Here is a 17,325-nt window from a genome sequence, read left to right as displayed (position 1 = left end):
TCTATTTTGCGAAAGCTCCTTAGTTATATTAAATTCTGTTTACTCAATTATCTTTCTTTACTATCAATTTCTTTGACAATTCTTTCAATGAATTTATCTATAGAAATTGAACCCTCATCTCCGTTTCTACGGCTTCTTACTGCAACTTCTTTATTTTCAGCTTCTTTTTCTCCGACAACTAAGATATAAGGAGCTCTTTCGTTACGCGCTTCTCTAATCTTATAACCAATTTTTTCTGCTCTGTAGTCAACTTCAACCCTAATATTATTTTTCTTAAGTTCAGCATAAACTTCATCAGCATAGTCATGATACTTCTCAGAGATTGGAAGTAGTTTAACTTGAACTGGTGCAAGCCATACTGGGAATGCTCCTGCATACTTTTCAATAAGAAGGGCAAGAGTTCTTTCATAGCAACCAATAGAAGTTCTATGAATAACATATGGATATTTTTCTTGACCATCCTTATCTACATAAGTCATTCCAAATCTTTCAGCAAGAGAGAAGTCTATTTGAGCTGTAATTATAGTGTCCTCTTTACCATGAACATTTTTAATCTGAAGATCAAGTTTAGGACCATAGAAGGCAGCTTCACCAACAGCTTCAGTATATTCAATTCCAAGATGATTTAAGATTTCTCTCATCTTATTTTGAACTGCATTCCAAGCTTCGGGTTCTCCAATATATTTTTCTTTATTATTTTCATCCCATAGAGATAATCTATAACTAATATCTTCTCTAAGACCTAGAGTATCAAGCATATAGTTAATCAAGTCAACTACCCCTTTAAACTCATCTTCAAGTTGATCTGGTCTACATGCAAGGTGACCTTCAGAAATTGTAAATTGTCTTACACGAATTAATCCATGCATTTCTCCAGAAGATTCATTTCTAAATAATGTAGAAGTTTCAGCATATCTTAGAGGTAAGTCTCTATAACTTTTAGATTCAGCTTTATAAACTGTGAATTGGAATGGACAAGTCATAGGTCTTAATGCAAATACTTCATTATCCTTTTCTTCATTACCTAGTACAAACATTCCTTCTTTATAATGGTCCCAGTGTCCAGATATTTTATATAAATCACTTTTAGCCATTAATGGTGTTTTAGTTAAAAGGTAGCCTCTTTTTTGCTCTTCATCTTCAACCCATCTTTGAAGAAGTTGAACAATTCTAGCACCCTTAGGCATTAGAAGAGGTAGACCTTGACCTATTGGTTCAGAGGTAGTAAATAACTTTAGTTCTCTTCCAAGCTTATTGTGGTCACGTTTTTTAGCTTCTTCTACAGCTTCTAGGTATTCATCTAGTTCTGATTTCTTTGTAAAGGCAGTTCCATAAATACGAGCAAGCATTTTATTTTTTTCGTTTCCTCTCCAATAAGCTCCTGCAAGTTTAGTTAACTTGAAAGCTTTCACTGGTTTTGTAGTCATTAAGTGAGGACCAGCACAAAGGTCAGTAAACTCACCTTGTTTATAGAAAGTTATGATTTCACCTTCTGGTAGATCTTCTATAAGTTCTACCTTATAAGGTTCATCTTGTTCCTTCATAAGTTTAATCGCTTCTTCTCTAGGAAGTTGAAAACATTCAATTGATAAATCTTCCTTAACTATTTTTTTCATTTCAGCTTCTATTTTATCTAAATCTTCGTTAGAAAATCCACCTTCAAGGTCGAAGTCATAGTAGAAGCCATTATCTATAGCGGGTCCTATAGCAAGTTTTGCTTCAGGAAATAGTCTTTTAACAGCTTGTGATAATATGTGAGCAGCTGTATGTCTAAAAGCTCTTCTACCTTCATCCTCATTAAAAGTTAAAATATTCAATTCACAATCCTCTTTAACTATATAACGAAGGTCTACAGTTTTTCCATTTACTGTTCCAGCTGTAGCAACTCTAGCGAGTCCTTCAGAAATACTTTTTGCAATTTCAATAATACTCATTTCATTTTCTAATTCTTTAACTGATCCATCTTTTAAAGTAATTTTAATCATTTAAAAATCTCCCTTCTATATCTAATATTCTAGCCAAAAACTTTAAGTGAGAGTCCAAATCTTTGATTTGGTTCCTCGAACTTACTCCACCGAATGTATGTGAGATGGAGTTTCATATCGAGCAAAGCGAGAAAAGTAAATCTTTGATTTGGTCCTCGAATTTACTTCATACAACCTACGTGAGATGTAGTTTCATCTTATATAAAATAAAAAAACTCGTCACTTTTCATAAAGAAAAGGGACGAGGTATACCCGTGGTTCCACCCAAATTGTCCTTAAACTTATTAAAATTAGATTATAAAGATAACTAATTTAACAAATTGATATAAAGGACCACTTTAAAAACTATAACGTAGTTAACGGACTTTATTAGAGTCACTCAGAGGTGGTCTTCAACATGATTTATTTAAAAGCAATTTCAGCTACTGTGCTTTCTCTCTGTAAATAAAGTGACATATCTACTGTACTCTTCATTGCGATAATATTATTAGTTATTATCCTATTATATCATAAATCTTAGGTTATGATGCAGAAATTATTAACTTTATTTTAGCATATATATGCTTAATGTCAACATAAATTGTTAAGTAAATAGAGAATAATAATAAAGGATTACATTTAATTTATATTTATGTAAATTTATAATATGTTAGCAAAATAAATAGTATAATTATATTAAGGATTGCTTGAAATTAAGAAACATTTAAGTGAAAATATATAATTAGAGGTGAGGATATACTATGAATCGTAATACTAATCTAAATGTTATGGATGAAATGTACTATAGTGATTTATGGATAAAATTATGCAAGAGAAGTAAAGATATTATTCTCACTAAGGATGAAATAGAAAAGTACAATGCTGAAGGAATTAAAAGGGGATACATTTATAATATATTTAATGAACCCAGTGAAGTAGCTAAAGAATATGTAGTTACTATGATAAATTGTGTAAGCAAGATTCCTGAAGGTGATAGATACAAGAATGGTAGTAAAGTAAACAAGGAATATTATGATAAACTTATTGATGATATGAATTTAAAAGAAATAAAGGATAAGATTTCTATAGAATATGGATTGGTGGTAAAGAGGGGAAGTATAAGAACATTTCCTACTAGTGATAGAGTGTTTAAGGGGGATAAAGAATATGATTTAGACAGATTTATGGAAAGTGCTATATATGCAGCTGAACCTTGTATTATATATGCTTTTAGTAAAGATGGAAAATGGTGTTTTTGCAAAATCTATAATTATTTAGGATGGATTAAAAAAGAGAATATAGCTTTTGGAAGTAAAAAAGAAATAGAAGAATATTGTAAATGCAAAGATTTCATTGTAGTTACAGGTAAAAAGATAAATCTCGGTTATAATCCTTTTATAGAGGCATTAAGAAATTTAGATATTGATATGGGAGTAAAACTACCTATAGAAACTAATTTGAGCAAGGAAGAATTAATTTATGATATGTATAGTGAAGGTAATTATGTAGTTAAGTATCCACTAAGAGAAAGTAATGGTGAATTAAAGTTTACTAATATTTTAATTCCATACAATGAAGATGTTCATAGAGGATATTTAAAATGTAACAAAAGTAATATATTAAAACAAATATTTAAATTCCAAGGAGAAAGGTATGGGTGGGGTGGAGAATTCAATGGAAGAGATTGTTCTTCCCTTATCATAGATACCTTTAGAAGTTTTGGAATACAATTTCCAAGAAATAGTGGTGATCAATTAAAAAAATCAGTTGGGAAAACATTGCTTGTTCATAAAGAAATGACTTATCATGAAAAATTGAAAATGTTAGATAGCTTGAAACCTGGAACCCTTATATTTTTAAATGGGCATGTAGCTATGTTCATAGGGAATTATAAAAATAGTCATTATATAATTCACGATGTAATAGGAGTATTTGTAAATAAAAAGGATTATGAAAAGAAAAATAAAGGGCAGAAGGAACAGGTTAATGAAGAAAAGATATACTTAGGAATAAAGGGTGTAACAGTATCTGAATTAAAAGAGATATACACATTTAGTGGAAAACCATATATTGAAGAGATTATTGGAATTAAGGACATATTCAATTAAAGTTAGAAGCAAGTAATAGTAACAAAAAACAAAATATAGAAAAGATTATTTAAGAAAGGGATAAACTAATGAATCAATGGCTATACGGAATAGATAAGGGAATAACTGATGCTATACATTTTGGGTTACAGAATAAAATTTTTGATACTATAATGCCATTCATAACAAGGCTGGGAGATGCAGGGTTTATATGGATAGCAATTAGCATTATTCTTATATGCACTAAAAAATATAGAAAAGTAGGAATAACAAGTTTACTAGCAATATCTATAGGTACAATTTTAACAGAGGGAGTAATAAAGCATTTAGTGGAGAGAGTAAGACCCATTATTGCATATCCTATAGATAATCCTCTAATAAAACTGCCTATTAGTTTTTCTTTTCCATCAGGGCATACTGCATCTTCTATAGCTGTAGCATATGTACTTTCCACATATATTAAGAGATATAAGTTTTATTTCATATCTTTGGCAATTTTAATAGGTTTTTCTAGAATATATTTGTATGTTCATTATTTTTCTGATGTATTAGGTGGAGCAGTAGTTGGACTTGTAAGTGGAATTCTAGCTGTGTATATAATGGGGAAAATTAATAAGAGAAAAGAAAAAAATTGGAATGTTAGCATATAAAATAACTAAAGGGGTGTCTCAAAATAAGCTAAATTTTATTAAAGTACAAGCTCAATACTTAGTAAGATTTAGTGAATTATTTTGAAACAACCCTTATAAATAGACTTTGTAATTGGGTAAAGTTATAAAATTCAATTGTTAATTTATAAAACGAATATCAGCTGAATTGTGCTTTAAAGGTCTAAATACATATCCTTGAGCTTTTAAACCTTCAAGAATTTTTGGCATTGCATCTAATGTGGTATATTTGAAGTTTGTATCATGCATTAATATATTAGCTGTATTAACGTTAGAGCTACCATCAAGAACACTTTTTATTATACTTTTTTCATCCAATGTTACCTTAGTAGCATCTGAAGAATCAACATTCCAGTCAAAATAGGTGTACCCACGGTCTTTTAGGGCTTTAAAAATACAATGAGACATATTTTTATGTTCACTCATATATCCTGTATTTGAACCACCTGGAAATCGTAAAATTTTAGAGGGTTCTTTACCGGTTATTTCTTTTAGCTTATTATCAAGAGCTTCCACATCACTAATAAAGGCCTTAGTAGATGAATAAATTTTTTGATAATTATGACTATATGTATGGTTAGCAAGAACATGTCCACGATTAACGATTTCTCTATAAATGTCATCAAAACCTTCTTTGTATATTACAAAAAAAGTCGCTTTAGCATTGTATTTGTCAAGTACATCTAACAGTTTTAAGGTATTAGATGAAGGACCATCGTCAAAGGTTAAATGAGCAATCTTTTTTTGTGACATTGCCTTATCATATGTGGATTGTTTTTCACTTAGTTCTTTTTCTAACTTAATATTTTCTGCAAGTACAGAGTTGTTAGACGATGATAAAGAATCGATTTCTTTTAATAAATTACTTTGCTTACTAGAAGCCACAAACATTTTTGTTGTTGCTAATATTGATATAAAAAAACATAAACATAAAGCTGATAAGGATATAATACTTAATATAGAGGGTTTCTTTCTTCTTCTTCTTCTAATATTCCCTTTTGATGATTCAAGATTAATATTGTAATTCATGATTTTAGCTCCTTATGTTAATTATTAATTTCAGCAAGTTCGTCAAGTAAGGCATCTAAATCTGAACTTGACTCTAGCAAGGTCTTATTTGCTTTATGTAAATTAGCCTTTGTAGCTTTAAGGGATTCTATTTCAGTAGATAATTCATTATTTTTAAACTGGTATTCTTTCTCCTTTGAATTAGCAAATACTGAAATTCCTATAAATATGAAGCAAAATATAAAAGCCATTACACAGAGTTTACCATGTGAGTTATTATGTTTTTTAGAATGAAATAAAGTATTTTTCATAAGAATCTCCTTTAATTAGTTATTATGTTTTATACTAATAATTATAAAGGAAATATTATGTATAATCATTACGAAATAGTAACAATTTGAAAATTTTTTTGTTGTTTTCTATACTTTAAATTTAATTGTAAACAGGTTTGTGGTAGAAATTACATTGTAAAATTAAATAGGTGTATTTAAGGAGAAGGTATAAGTATGTATATTAACATGCCAAGGTATATAGAGAATTGTATTAATGACATAGAAAGAAATGGCTTTGCAGCTTACATAGTAGGTGGGTGTGTAAGAGATAGTATTATAGGTAAAAAGCCTAATGACTGGGACATATGTACATCAGCAACTCCAAAAGAAATAAAGGAAGTATTTATAGATAAAAAAACTATAGATGTAGGAATTGAACATGGAACAGTGGTAGTATTAATGGAAAATGAAGCAGTAGAAATAACTACATTTAGAGTAGATGGGAATTATTCCGATGGGAGAAGGCCAGATAGAGTAGAATTTACTTCAAAACTTATAGATGATTTAGGAAGAAGAGATTTTACTATAAATGCTATAGCTTATAATCATAAAATAGGAATAATAGATTATTTTAATGGAATTAAGGATATAGAAAATAAGGTTATAAGGTGTGTAGGAGAACCAAATAAAAGATTTAAAGAAGACTCATTAAGGATAATGCGAGGATTAAGATTTATGGCACAGTTAAACTACAAAATAGAAAAAGAAACTCTAATTGCCATAGAAAATAACAAGGAGCTTCTTAAGAAAATTTCTAGGGAGAGAATAATTGTAGAGTTAAATAAGCTAATACTATCTGATTACCCTGGTGATGGAATTAAGTATATGTTTAGTATGGGAATTATACCTATATTAGTACCTTATCTATATAAAGATAAAGAAAAATATATTTATGATTCCTTTAAGGTAAAAGAATGTATTAAGGTTATAGAGGGATGTCCTAAAAAACTTTATGTGAGAGTAACTGTATTTTTGTACTATATATTAAAAAGTAATAAAGATGAAAATAATATAATAATTGATTATAAAGAGAATACATCTAAGTTAATACCTAAACAAGACATAAAGATAAGCATTAAATGTGAAGAAATTCTTAAAGAACTTCATTATGATAATAGGACAATAAAGAATGTAAGTACACTTATAGCATATTATGATACTCCAATTTATGAAGATAAAGCATATCTTAAAAGGCTATTACAAGGAACAGGATTAGATGTATTAGGAGAATTAATAATTGTAAAAGATATAACGAAAACATTTTTAAAAGAAGAAAACTTAGAAATGATAACTCAATTTAATTTAAATAAGATGAGAATAGAATTAATTTTAGATGAAATTATGAAAAATGAAGAAGCCTATAGGAAGACTGACTTGAAAATTACAGGAAAAGATTTAATAAATTTAGGGGTAAAAGAAGGCATAGTAGTAGGAAAAATATTAGATGAATTATTAGAAATGGTTATTAAAGATCCTAAATATAATGATAAAGAAAAGCTAACTATATGTGTAAAAGAAATATATGAAAAGTATAAAAGCAATGAAAATAAATAAAAAAATAAGACCGCTATGATTTAATCAATTAGTTAATCATAGGGTCTCTTACCTTATCTATATTCATGGTGTTTAGGATTTGCTGAAACTTTTTCTACAGCTCTAATAACTTGAGCGGTTATAGAAATTTCTTCTTGCTTGTCAATTTCATTTAAAGCAGTAGTATAAATTTTACCTTCTTCACTAACCACATACTTGGGTTTTATAGAATTTAGGGCAAGAGCAGACATATCATCAAGGCACTTTTGGCAAGTACAAATATTAGGATAATCTTTAAGCACACTTTTTAAAACATATTCAACTTGATCTTCTGCATAATTTTTGTAAGGTGGCATAAAAAATTCCTTTCTAACATAAGTCTATTGGTAATTATTTTTAATTACCAATAGACTTTAATTAATTATTTTAAGTAAAATTATAATTCCATTTTCTTAACGTTTTCTGGGATTATAAGATCTGCAAGTGTTGCATTTTTTACATCTTCAATAGTAGCTTCTGGTCCAAGTTCCTTAAGAACAAGACCTTCTGAAGTTACTTCAAGAACTGCCATTTCAGTAATAATTAAGTTTACTTGATGAGCAGCAGTTAAAGGAAGTGTACATTTCTTTAATATTTTTGGATTACCTTTAGCTGTATGTTCCATAGCTACTATAACTTTTTTAGCTCCAACAACTAGGTCCATAGCTCCGCCCATTCCAGGAACCATTTTACCAGGAATCATCCAGTTTGCAAGGTTTCCTTCTTGGTCAACTTCTAAAGCTCCAAGTACAGTAGCAGCAACATGACCGCCTCTGATTATTCCGAAAGATACAGAAGAATCAAAGAATGCAGCTCCAGGGATAACAGTAACATGTTGTCCGCCAGCATTTACTAGGTCTTTTTGCTCTTCTCCAGGAGCAGGAGCAGCACCAATTCCTATGAATCCATTTTCAGATTGTAATGTTACATCTATGCCTTCTGGTATATAGTTAGCTACCATTGTTGGAAGACCTATACCTAGATTAACTACGTCTCCATCGTTAAGTTCTTTTGCAACTCTTTTAGCAATGACTTCTCTTATCATGTTCTTATCCATGTTAGTTCTCCCCCTTTACTATATAATCAACAAAGATATATGGTGTCATAACTACGTTTGGATCTATATCTCCAACTTCTACAAGCTCTTCAGCTTGAACGATTACAGTATCCGCAGCAGTAGCTATTAAAGGATTGAAGTTTCTTGTTGCTTGATTGTAGTATACGTTTCCTTTTTTATCAACCTTTGAACCGAATAAAAGAGCAACATCTGCTTTAAGAGGTTTTTCAAGAATGTATTCTTGTCCATCAACAGTAATAACTTCTTTACCGTCTTGTACAATTGTTCCAAGGCCAGTTGGAGTTAAGAATCCACCAAGACCAGCTCCACCACATCTGATTCTTTCAGCAAGTGTTCCTTGAGGTGATAATTCTACTTCCATTTCTCCAGAATTCATTTGGTTTCCAGTTTCTTTGTTTGTACCAATATGTGATGCAATAGTTTTCTTAACTTGTTTGTTAACTATTAACTTACCAATACCTCTATCTGGAAATCCAGTATCGTTTGCTATGATAGTTAAATCTTTAACGCCTTTTTTAACTAAAGCATCTATAATAGCTTCTGGAGTACCTACAGCTAAAAATCCACCTATCATAACAGTCATTCCATCTTGAATTTTAGAAACTGCTTCATCAATTGAAATAAGTTTATTCATATGTTAAACCCTCCATAAATAAAAAATTTTCTTCCATACTAGTTTACCCCTAATTTAAATATTTTGCAATGTATAAAGGCTGATTAAATTTTTAATTAAAAAACTAATGAAAGTATTCATTTTTAATTATTAAGGTCTAATTTTGTTAAATATTACACGAAATACTTAAAACTATATTTTCATATAATATATACATTTAGATAAATAGGTATACATGGAGCTATTTTTATATGAAACTATATACCAATATAAATATGAAACTAGTTACCTAGGAAAGTATATAAATATATAACTAGTTAACTAGTTGTTCTCGCCACAAGGGTTTCAGGGATTTTGCCATTTTGCAAGTAGGAAAATAGCCATCTAAAACATGATAATTTGGTAGATTTATTATAGATAATTTAAATAAAATAATGGATAGATATAGTGAGGATTAAATATTTATAAATAGCCAATGATATTAAAAAAGAATCATTGGCTTATGTTATAATTAGGTAATAATAAAGGAAGAAAGTAATTATAAGAAATTGTGAAATATATAAGGAAATTTAAAGGTTAGGAAGTGAGATTTTGGGAATTAGATTTATTTACGGCAGAGCAGGTACAGGTAAGAGTTATGCCTGTATTGAAGAAATCTATGAAAAATCCTTTGATAATAAAGCTCCATTAATATTAATAGTTCCAGAGCAGTTATCCTTTAGAGCAGAAAAGGCTCTCATTGAGAGGATTGGTGCCACTGGAATAAATAATGTACATCTTTTAAGTTTTAAAAGATTAGCTTTTACTATTTTTAATGAAGTTGGTGGAGTAACTCATAAATACATGAATGATACAGGAAAAGCAATAATTGTAGGAAGAGCTATAGATGAGTCAAAAGATAAACTTAGCATATTTAAACAAGCTACAAAACAAAAGGGGTTTATAGATAAAATCATAGGAGTACTTACGGAATTTAAAAGACATAAAATTACTCCACAGACTCTTAAAGATTTAAAGGAAAATGTGGATGAAAGTTCACTACTAGTGGATAAGTTAAGTGATATTGAAGCAATTTATTCAAAGTTTCAAGATAAACTTAGTGAAGGATATTTTGATCCGGAAGATAATTTAACCATTTTAAAAGGAAAGATTGAAGAAAGTAGGTTTTTAAAGGGAGCAGAAGTGTGGATAGATGAATTTAGTGGCTTTACTCCTCAGCAATATGACATCATAGGAAAACTTTTAAGAGTTTGTGCCAATGTTAATATAACAATACCTTATGGTGGGGATGAGGTCACAGATAAAAATGAGGATACTAATCCTTTTTATCCAATTTATACTACAGAAGAAAAGCTTACAAAACTTGCGCAAGATTATGGATACTATCCTAAAAATAATCTTCATTTACACATTGGACATAGATTTAAAGAAAGTGAGGAATTGTCCTTCTTAGAGGAGAACTACTTTAATAATAGGGGGGAAGCATTAAAAGCTCCTACAAAAAATATAAGTATATTTAAAGCTCAGAATCCCTATGGAGAAGTAGAATATGTAGCCAAGGAAATCTTGAAACTAGCTAGAGAGAAGGACTTTAGATATAAGGACATTATAGTTATAAGTAGAGATTTGGAAAATTATAAGGACATAGTTAGGGTAATATTTGAAGAATATGAGATTCCATTTTTTATTGATGATAAGGAAGATATAGCTTCAAATCCATTGGTTATATATATAACTTCACTTTTAAACATATTTTCTAAAGGCTTTAGAGATAATTCCATAGTTAATTATTTTAAAAGTGGTTTTGCAAATTTATCACCATCAGAAGTAGATTTACTAGAGAATTATGTTCTAGAGTATGGCATTAAAACTAGGAAAAAGTGGATAGATGATAATGAGGAGTATTGGATAGAAAGCTCTAAGTATGAGAATATAATAGAAATAAAAAATAAAGGAATAGAGCCTCTCATTAAATTAGAGGAGAAATTAAAAGGTAAACATAAGGTTAAAGATATTTGCTCAAGTATTTATAAATTCTTAGTTGATAATAGAGTTTATGAAAATGTCAATGAATATATAGAGAAATTTAAGAGAGATAATAATCTTTTATTAGTGGATGAGTATAGTAGTATCTGGAATATGCTCATTGAGCTTTTAGATCAGTTTGTAGATATTCTTGGAGAAGAAGTGGTGACCATTGAAGAGTTTAATAATATCCTATCTATGGGGATATCTCATAATAAAATGGGGTTAATTCCCACATCTATGGATCAAGTAGTAGTAGGAAGTGCTGAGAGAATAAAGGCTCAAGAGGTAAAGGTAGCTATAGTTGTTGGTGTAAATGATGGGGTACTTCCAAGGATTACAGGTGATGAAGGTCTATTTAATGATAATGATAGAATAGTGTTTAAAAATAATAATATAAGTGTGGCAGATAACAGTTTTGAACTAGCATTTGGAGAACAATATTTAATATACAATTTGCTAAGTATTGCAAGTAATCTATTATATGTTACTTATCCAATTGCTGATTTAGAAGGAAAGACTAAGAGATATTCCATGGTGATTCCAAGGCTAAAGGCCTTATTTCCTAATGTTTTGGAGAATACAGATATATTAAAGGAAAAAGTTGGAGAAGATGAAAAAGGCATAGTAGGAAAGACTCCTACCTTTAATAATTTAATAAAAAAGCTTCATGAATATGTAGAGAAAGATGAGATAACAGACCTTTGGAAGGAGATATATAGATATTATTATAAGGAGCCAGAATATAGAGAAAAACTTCTCAAGGTAATAAGTGGCTTTACCTATAAAAATCATATAGAAGCCATAAGTAAGGATAAAATAAGGCAATTATATGGGAAAAGTCTCAGTGTATCTAAAATAGAAGCCTATGCAAATTGCTCCTTTGGCTATTTTGTAAAGTATGGTCTTAAAGCTAAGGAAAGAAAGATTTATACCTTTGCACCCCTGGATTTTGGAAATCTAATTCATGAAGGCCTTGAAAAGTTTTCTAAAAGAGTAGAGAAAGAAAAAGCGGTGTGGGGAACTTTAGATAAAGAATTTTGTGAAAGAGTTATAGGTGATGTTATATCAGAGCTTATAAATTCTGAGGAACATAGAATATTAAAAAGTTCTAAGAGATATGAATATATAGCTACAAGGGTAAAAAGAATTTTATATAGAATGGTGTTAATCATTAATGAACAGATGGAAAGGGGAACTTTTCAACCTCTTGGCTATGAAATTTCCTTTGGTTTTGAAAAAGATGATTATTATCCACCTATACCAATAACCTTATCCACAGGAGAAGTAGTAAAATTACAAGGAAAGATTGATAGAGTGGATAAAACCTCTATAGATGGGGTTAATTATTATAGAGTTGTGGATTATAAAACAGGAAAAATAGACTTAGATATAAATGATGTATATAATGGTTTAAAAATTCAGTTACTAACTTATTTAGATGCAATTTTAACCCTTGAACAAGAGAAAATGTCTAAAAAACCAGTGGTATCAGAAGGAAAAGGAAGAACCATGCCAGGAGCTATGGTATATCTTTCTGTGGATGATCCAATAATGGATGGGTCTAAAAAACTTACCATGGAGAATTTAGAGGAAGAAGTATTAAAGGCGTTAAAAATGAAGGGAATCGTCATAAGAGATTTAAAGGTAATTAAGGAAATGGATAAAACCATAGAAAAAGGGGGAACCTCTTCCATAATTCCTGTAGCCTTAAATAAACCCAAAAAGGGTAGTGATGAAGCCGAATTTTCAAAGAATAATAGCTCAGTGATAACCTATGAAGGTTTTAATGTGCTTAGAAGTCACATGAAGGAAAAGGTTAGAGAAATCTGTGAAGATATGTTAGAGGGAATTATAGAAGTAACTCCATGTAAAAATGGAAAAAGCTATTACTGTGAATTTTGTGAGTTTTCTTCTATATGTCAGTTTGATGAAACCATGGGGATTAATAATTTTAAAGTAATGCCTAGAAGAAATAAAAAGGAACTTCTTCAGCAGCTTGAAGTAGAGGGAAAAAGAGGTGAAGGTAATGAGTAGCGTAAAGTGGACAGAGGACCAACAAAAGGCCATTGATATTAGATATAGAAACACATTAGTATCTGCAGCAGCAGGTTCTGGAAAAACTGCAGTTTTAGTTGAAAGAATTATAAAAATTATCACAGATAGAGATAATCCTGTGGATATTGATAAATTACTTATAGTAACCTTCACTAATGCAGCAGCGGCAGAGATGAGAGAACGTATAGGAGAAGCTATTAACAAAAGAATTAAAGAGGAGCCTAATAATAGAAACCTCCAAACTCAATTAATACTTCTTAATAAGGCAAGCATATCAACTCTTCACTCCTTTTGTTTAAACCTAATTAAAAATAACTTTCATCAATTAGATATAGAACCAAACTTTAGAGTTGGGGATACCACGGAGATAAATCTTTTAAAGGTAGAAGCCTTAGAAGAACTTATGGAAGGGAAATATATTGAAGGAAAAGAGGAATTTATAGAGCTAGTAGAGAGTTATTGTGATAATAAAAGTGATAGAGCCTTGGCAGAAATGGTGCTAAGATTATATAACTTTTCTATGAGTATGGGTGCTCCTGTAGCTTGGCTAAAAGCCAAATCCGAAATTTTCAATGTGGGTGAAGATTTTTCCTTTGAAAAATTACCTTTTAAGGATGCCTTACTAAAAGAATTAAGAGAAGATATAATAAATGCTTTAGAGATAAATAATGAAGGGTTAGATTTTGTACTAAATAATCCTATTACTTACAAATATAAAGCTACCTTTGAAAATGATGGAGAAATATTAGAGAGAACTTTAACAATAATTGAAGATGAATTAAAGGAAGATAGACAATACATTGAAGAAACTGGTTTTGGAAGAATTCCAACTTTAACAAAGTTAACAGAGGAAGAGAAAGTAATACAAAAAAAGGCTAAGGATTTAAGAGATGCTGCTAAGGAAATATATGTGGAGATAAAGAGTAAGATATTAAATGCTACTTCTGAGGAAAATATTAAAATTACTAAAAAACTTTATCCATTAATGAAGGAACTAACAAACCTAGTAATAGAATTTAAAGATATCTTTGATAAGAAAAAGAGAGAAAGAGGTATCATAGATTTCAATGACCAGGAACATTTTGCCCTTGAAATTTTAAGAGATAAGGAAGATAAAAATAAACCATCAAGCATTGCTTTAGAGCTTAAAGATAAATTTGAAGAAATACTAGTAGATGAATATCAAGATTCAAATAGTGTTCAGGAAGAAATAATCAATCTTATTTGTAGAACAGAAAAGGATACAAGAAACGTATTCATGGTTGGAGACTTAAAGCAAAGTATATATAGGTTTAGAATGGCAAAGCCCGAGCTATTTAAAAATAAGAAGGAAACCTACACTAAAAATGGAGATGATTATAATGCTCTTATTACTCTCCATAAAAATTTTAGAAGTAGAAGAGAGGTTATAGACGGGATAAACTATATCTTTAATGCTGTTATGAGTGAGGATGTAGGCGAACTAGCCTATGATGAAAGTGAAGAGCTCAAGGTTGGAGCCAGTTATAAAGAGTTTTCAGGTGAAGGTAATATTGGTGGAGAGGTGGAATTTAACCTTATAAACCTTGATTATGAAGATATTGAAGCTAATGAAGATAATGAAATAGAAGAAGAGCTTCAAGAACAAAGTGATATCACAAGTAGTGAGGAAGAACTGGATAAAGAAGAACTAGATTCTATGCAGCTAGAGGCTAGATTTGTTGCAAAACGAATAAGAGAGCTAATGGAGCATCATGGTGAAAATTCATTAAAGGTATATGATAAGAACTTAGATGATTATAGAAGAGCTACCTATAAGGATATGGTTATTCTTTTAAGGTCAAGTAATAAGCTTTCTCCTATATTTATAGAAGAATTCAAAAGAGTAGGAATTCCTCTTTTCTCAGAAGGGGGAGGAGGGTATTTTGATACTCTTGAAGTAAAGACAGTTATAAGTGCTTTAGAAATTATAGATAATCCAATACAAGATATTCCTCTAATTGCTGTATTAAGGTCACCTATTGGTGGATTCACTACAGAAGAGTTAGCAGATATAAGAATTTCTAATAAAAATGTGAGTTTTTATCATGCCATGGTAGGCCTTTTAGATTATGAGAAAAAGGATTATGAAGATGAAAACCTTAGTGATACTTGGGAAGAAATCTATAATAATACTGCTCTAAAAATAAAAATAAAAACTTTCCTAGATAAAATAAATAACTGGAGATTAGAAAGTAAATATACCCCTATAAATCAGCTCATATGGGAAATAATAACGGATACAGGCTACTACGGTTATGTGGGAGCATTGCCTGGAGGAGAGCAGAGGCAGGCTAACTTAAAAATTTTATTTAAGAGAGCTAAGGATTTTGAAAGAACTAGTTATAGAGGGTTATATAACTTTATAAACTTTATAAGTAATATAAAAACTAGTAGTGAAGACATGGGAAGTGCTAAAATCATAGGAGAAAATGAAGATGTAGTAAGAATCATGAGTATTCATAAAAGTAAGGGCTTAGAGTTTCCTATAGTATTTCTTTGCGGTCTTGGAAAGAGATTTAATGAAGGTGATTTAAAAGGCAAGATACTATTCCACCATGAATTAGGTTTTGGACCTACTTATATTGATTTAGATAATAGAGTTAGTTATAACACATCTCAAAGGGAGTTTATAAGCAAAAAAATTCAAGGGGAAAACAAGTCAGAAGAGATGAGACTTTTATATGTTGCGCTAACTAGAGCAAAGGAAAAATTAATTTTAGTTGGAAGTGGTAAGGCTCTAGATAAGAAAATTGAAAAATGGTCTGGGGCAGGCATAAATGAAAATGGAAGTATAAAATCAACCTATGTAAAAAATCAAAAAAATTATATGGATTGGATAGGAGCTTCTCTTATAAATCATAAAGCTGGAGAACCCCTAAGGCATTATAATGAAAATATTATAAAGGAAGATTTTAAAGAAGATCATAGTAGGTTTAAGGTATCTATATATCCTAGAGAAATTTTTGAAGAAATAGAAGATGCAGCCTTAGAAGAAGTGCCAGTAAAGGAAAAAATAAATAAACTTTTAGATAATGCTGATGAAAATATAAGTAAAGATTATTATAAAGTAATTAAAGAAAGATTAGAATTTACTTATAAATATGAGGAAGCAACAAAGCTGCCTACAGTAATAACTGTTACAGAGTTAAAAGAGCTTCACAATAATCTACCAGAAGCCAATAGAGAAAATAATCTATATATAGAAGGTGATGGTTTAGATGAAGATAACTATAAAACTATAACCTATGGAGATGAAGTAGAAGGACCGAGAAAGTTTAGGCCTCTAATGCAAACACCACTATTTCTTCAAGAAAAAAAAGGATTAACTCCATCAGAGGTGGGAACTGCTTATCACAATATAATGCAAAGACTAGACCTAAGTGGTGACCTTTCTAAAGATGACCTTACAAGGCAAATTAATACCATGGTAGAGAAGGAGTTAATAACCTTTGAATCAGCAAAATCAGTTAAGGTAGATAAAATTCTTAAGTTTTTACAGAGTAACATAGGAAAAAAAGTAATAGAAGCTTTTAAAGAAAACTCTTTAAAAAGAGAGCTGCCTTTTAGAGTGGAAATCAATGCTTCTACTATTTATCCTAATGTTAGTGAAGAAACTTACTTAGAGGAAAAGATGCTTTTAAGAGGAGTTATAGACTGTTACTTTGAAGAGGGAGAAGAAGGGATTATTTTAGACTATAAAACTGATTATGTAAAACCGGATAATATAGAAGAAATTAAAGAAAGATATAAAGTGCAATTAGATTATTATAGTAAAGCTATAAAAGATGCCTTTAAGAAAGAAAAAGTAAGGAAGTACTTATACTTATTTTCACTAGATAAAGAAGTTGAAGTAGAATAAAGTAAGATAGTTTTTAATACTAGATATAATTATTTGATTG

General features: G+C 30.0%; 11 protein-coding genes and 1 other annotated feature. Of the genes, 5 read left to right on the top strand and 6 right to left on the bottom strand.

From position 1 onward, the window contains the following. Positions 1–47 precede the first annotated feature (47 nt). The gene (thrS, locus tag B2694_RS03510) at positions 48–1,985 is read right to left on the bottom strand and encodes a threonine--tRNA ligase (protein ID WP_346884587.1); all 1,938 of its coding nucleotides are present in this window, start codon (positions 1,983–1,985) and stop codon (positions 48–50) included. A gap of 234 nt (positions 1,986–2,219) precedes the next feature. Beyond that, positions 2,220–2,468, bottom strand: a binding site (T-box leader). A gap of 257 nt (positions 2,469–2,725) precedes the next feature. Here thrS and B2694_RS03505 point away from each other — a divergent pair. After that, positions 2,726–4,072 carry an NlpC/P60 family protein gene (locus tag B2694_RS03505; protein ID WP_346884586.1) on the top strand — a complete coding sequence of 449 codons (1,347 nt, stop codon included), beginning with the start codon at positions 2,726–2,728 and terminating at the stop codon, positions 4,070–4,072. A gap of 68 nt (positions 4,073–4,140) precedes the next feature. Next, positions 4,141–4,701 (top strand): phosphatase PAP2 family protein, encoded by a 561-nt coding sequence (locus B2694_RS03500; protein WP_346884585.1) that lies wholly within the window; start codon positions 4,141–4,143, stop codon positions 4,699–4,701. A gap of 138 nt (positions 4,702–4,839) precedes the next feature. Here B2694_RS03500 and B2694_RS03495 read toward each other — a convergent pair whose 3' ends face one another. Together B2694_RS03495 and B2694_RS03490 are read right to left on the bottom strand one after the other, a co-directional pair. Continuing rightward, a complete protein-coding gene (locus tag B2694_RS03495; protein ID WP_346884584.1) occupies positions 4,840–5,748 on the bottom strand; it encodes a polysaccharide deacetylase family protein in 909 nt (302 codons plus the stop codon). Between the two features lie 17 nt (positions 5,749–5,765). After that, complete coding sequence (locus B2694_RS03490; RefSeq protein WP_346884583.1) at positions 5,766–6,038, bottom strand: hypothetical protein; 273 nt, start codon at positions 6,036–6,038, stop codon at positions 5,766–5,768. Between the two features lie 195 nt (positions 6,039–6,233). Between B2694_RS03490 and B2694_RS03485 the strand changes: the two genes are divergently transcribed. Beyond that, complete coding sequence (locus B2694_RS03485) at positions 6,234–7,613, top strand: CCA tRNA nucleotidyltransferase (RefSeq protein WP_346884582.1); 1,380 nt, start codon at positions 6,234–6,236, stop codon at positions 7,611–7,613. A 53-nt stretch (positions 7,614–7,666) separates the two neighbouring features. Here B2694_RS03485 and B2694_RS03480 read toward each other — a convergent pair whose 3' ends face one another. The 3 genes from B2694_RS03480 to atoD all read right to left on the bottom strand — a co-directional run bounded on the left by B2694_RS03480 (position 7,667) and on the right by atoD (position 9,343). Then, the gene (locus B2694_RS03480) at positions 7,667–7,948 is read right to left on the bottom strand and encodes a late competence development ComFB family protein (RefSeq protein WP_150845993.1); all 282 of its coding nucleotides are present in this window, start codon (positions 7,946–7,948) and stop codon (positions 7,667–7,669) included. A gap of 80 nt (positions 7,949–8,028) precedes the next feature. Beyond that, the gene (locus tag B2694_RS03475) at positions 8,029–8,688 is read right to left on the bottom strand and encodes a 3-oxoacid CoA-transferase subunit B (protein ID WP_035135145.1); all 660 of its coding nucleotides are present in this window, start codon (positions 8,686–8,688) and stop codon (positions 8,029–8,031) included. 1 nt (position 8,689) lies between these two features. Further along, positions 8,690–9,343, bottom strand: a complete 654-nt coding sequence (gene atoD, locus B2694_RS03470; protein ID WP_346884581.1) for an acetate CoA-transferase subunit alpha — start codon at positions 9,341–9,343, stop codon at positions 8,690–8,692. A 570-nt stretch (positions 9,344–9,913) separates the two neighbouring features. On the opposite strand from atoD, the gene addB reads away from it, so the two are divergent. Next, positions 9,914–13,384 (top strand): helicase-exonuclease AddAB subunit AddB, encoded by a 3,471-nt coding sequence (addB, locus tag B2694_RS03465; protein ID WP_346884580.1) that lies wholly within the window; start codon positions 9,914–9,916, stop codon positions 13,382–13,384. Further along, the gene (gene addA, locus B2694_RS03460; RefSeq protein WP_346884579.1) at positions 13,377–17,285 is read left to right on the top strand and encodes a helicase-exonuclease AddAB subunit AddA; all 3,909 of its coding nucleotides are present in this window, start codon (positions 13,377–13,379) and stop codon (positions 17,283–17,285) included. The genes addB and addA overlap by 8 nt, the downstream gene beginning before the upstream one ends. The last annotated feature ends 40 nt before the right edge of the window (positions 17,286–17,325 follow it).

The organism is Clostridium sp. UBA4395, assembly GCF_002390995.1.
GTDB lineage: Bacteria > Bacillota > Clostridia > Clostridiales > Clostridiaceae > Clostridium_J > Clostridium_J sulfidigenes.
The sequence above is the reverse complement of the archived record's forward strand: the minus strand, read 5'-3'. Positions and strand labels throughout refer to the sequence as shown.

Excerpts from the sequence above, each read along its gene's own strand:
- thrS (WP_346884587.1), bottom strand. The coding sequence starts at position 1,985 with ATGATTAAAATTACTTTAAAAGATGGATCAGTTAAAGAATTAGAAAAT.
- B2694_RS03505 (WP_346884586.1), top strand. The coding sequence starts at position 2,726 with ATGAATCGTAATACTAATCTAAATGTTATGGATGAAATGTACTATAGT.
- B2694_RS03500 (WP_346884585.1), top strand. The coding sequence starts at position 4,141 with ATGAATCAATGGCTATACGGAATAGATAAGGGAATAACTGATGCTATA.
- B2694_RS03495 (WP_346884584.1), bottom strand. The coding sequence starts at position 5,748 with ATGAATTACAATATTAATCTTGAATCATCAAAAGGGAATATTAGAAGA.
- B2694_RS03490 (WP_346884583.1), bottom strand. The coding sequence starts at position 6,038 with ATGAAAAATACTTTATTTCATTCTAAAAAACATAATAACTCACATGGT.
- B2694_RS03485 (WP_346884582.1), top strand. The coding sequence starts at position 6,234 with ATGTATATTAACATGCCAAGGTATATAGAGAATTGTATTAATGACATA.
- B2694_RS03480 (WP_150845993.1), bottom strand. The coding sequence starts at position 7,948 with ATGCCACCTTACAAAAATTATGCAGAAGATCAAGTTGAATATGTTTTA.
- B2694_RS03475 (WP_035135145.1), bottom strand. The coding sequence starts at position 8,688 with ATGGATAAGAACATGATAAGAGAAGTCATTGCTAAAAGAGTTGCAAAA.
- atoD (WP_346884581.1), bottom strand. The coding sequence starts at position 9,343 with ATGAATAAACTTATTTCAATTGATGAAGCAGTTTCTAAAATTCAAGAT.
- addA (WP_346884579.1), top strand. The coding sequence starts at position 13,377 with ATGAGTAGCGTAAAGTGGACAGAGGACCAACAAAAGGCCATTGATATT.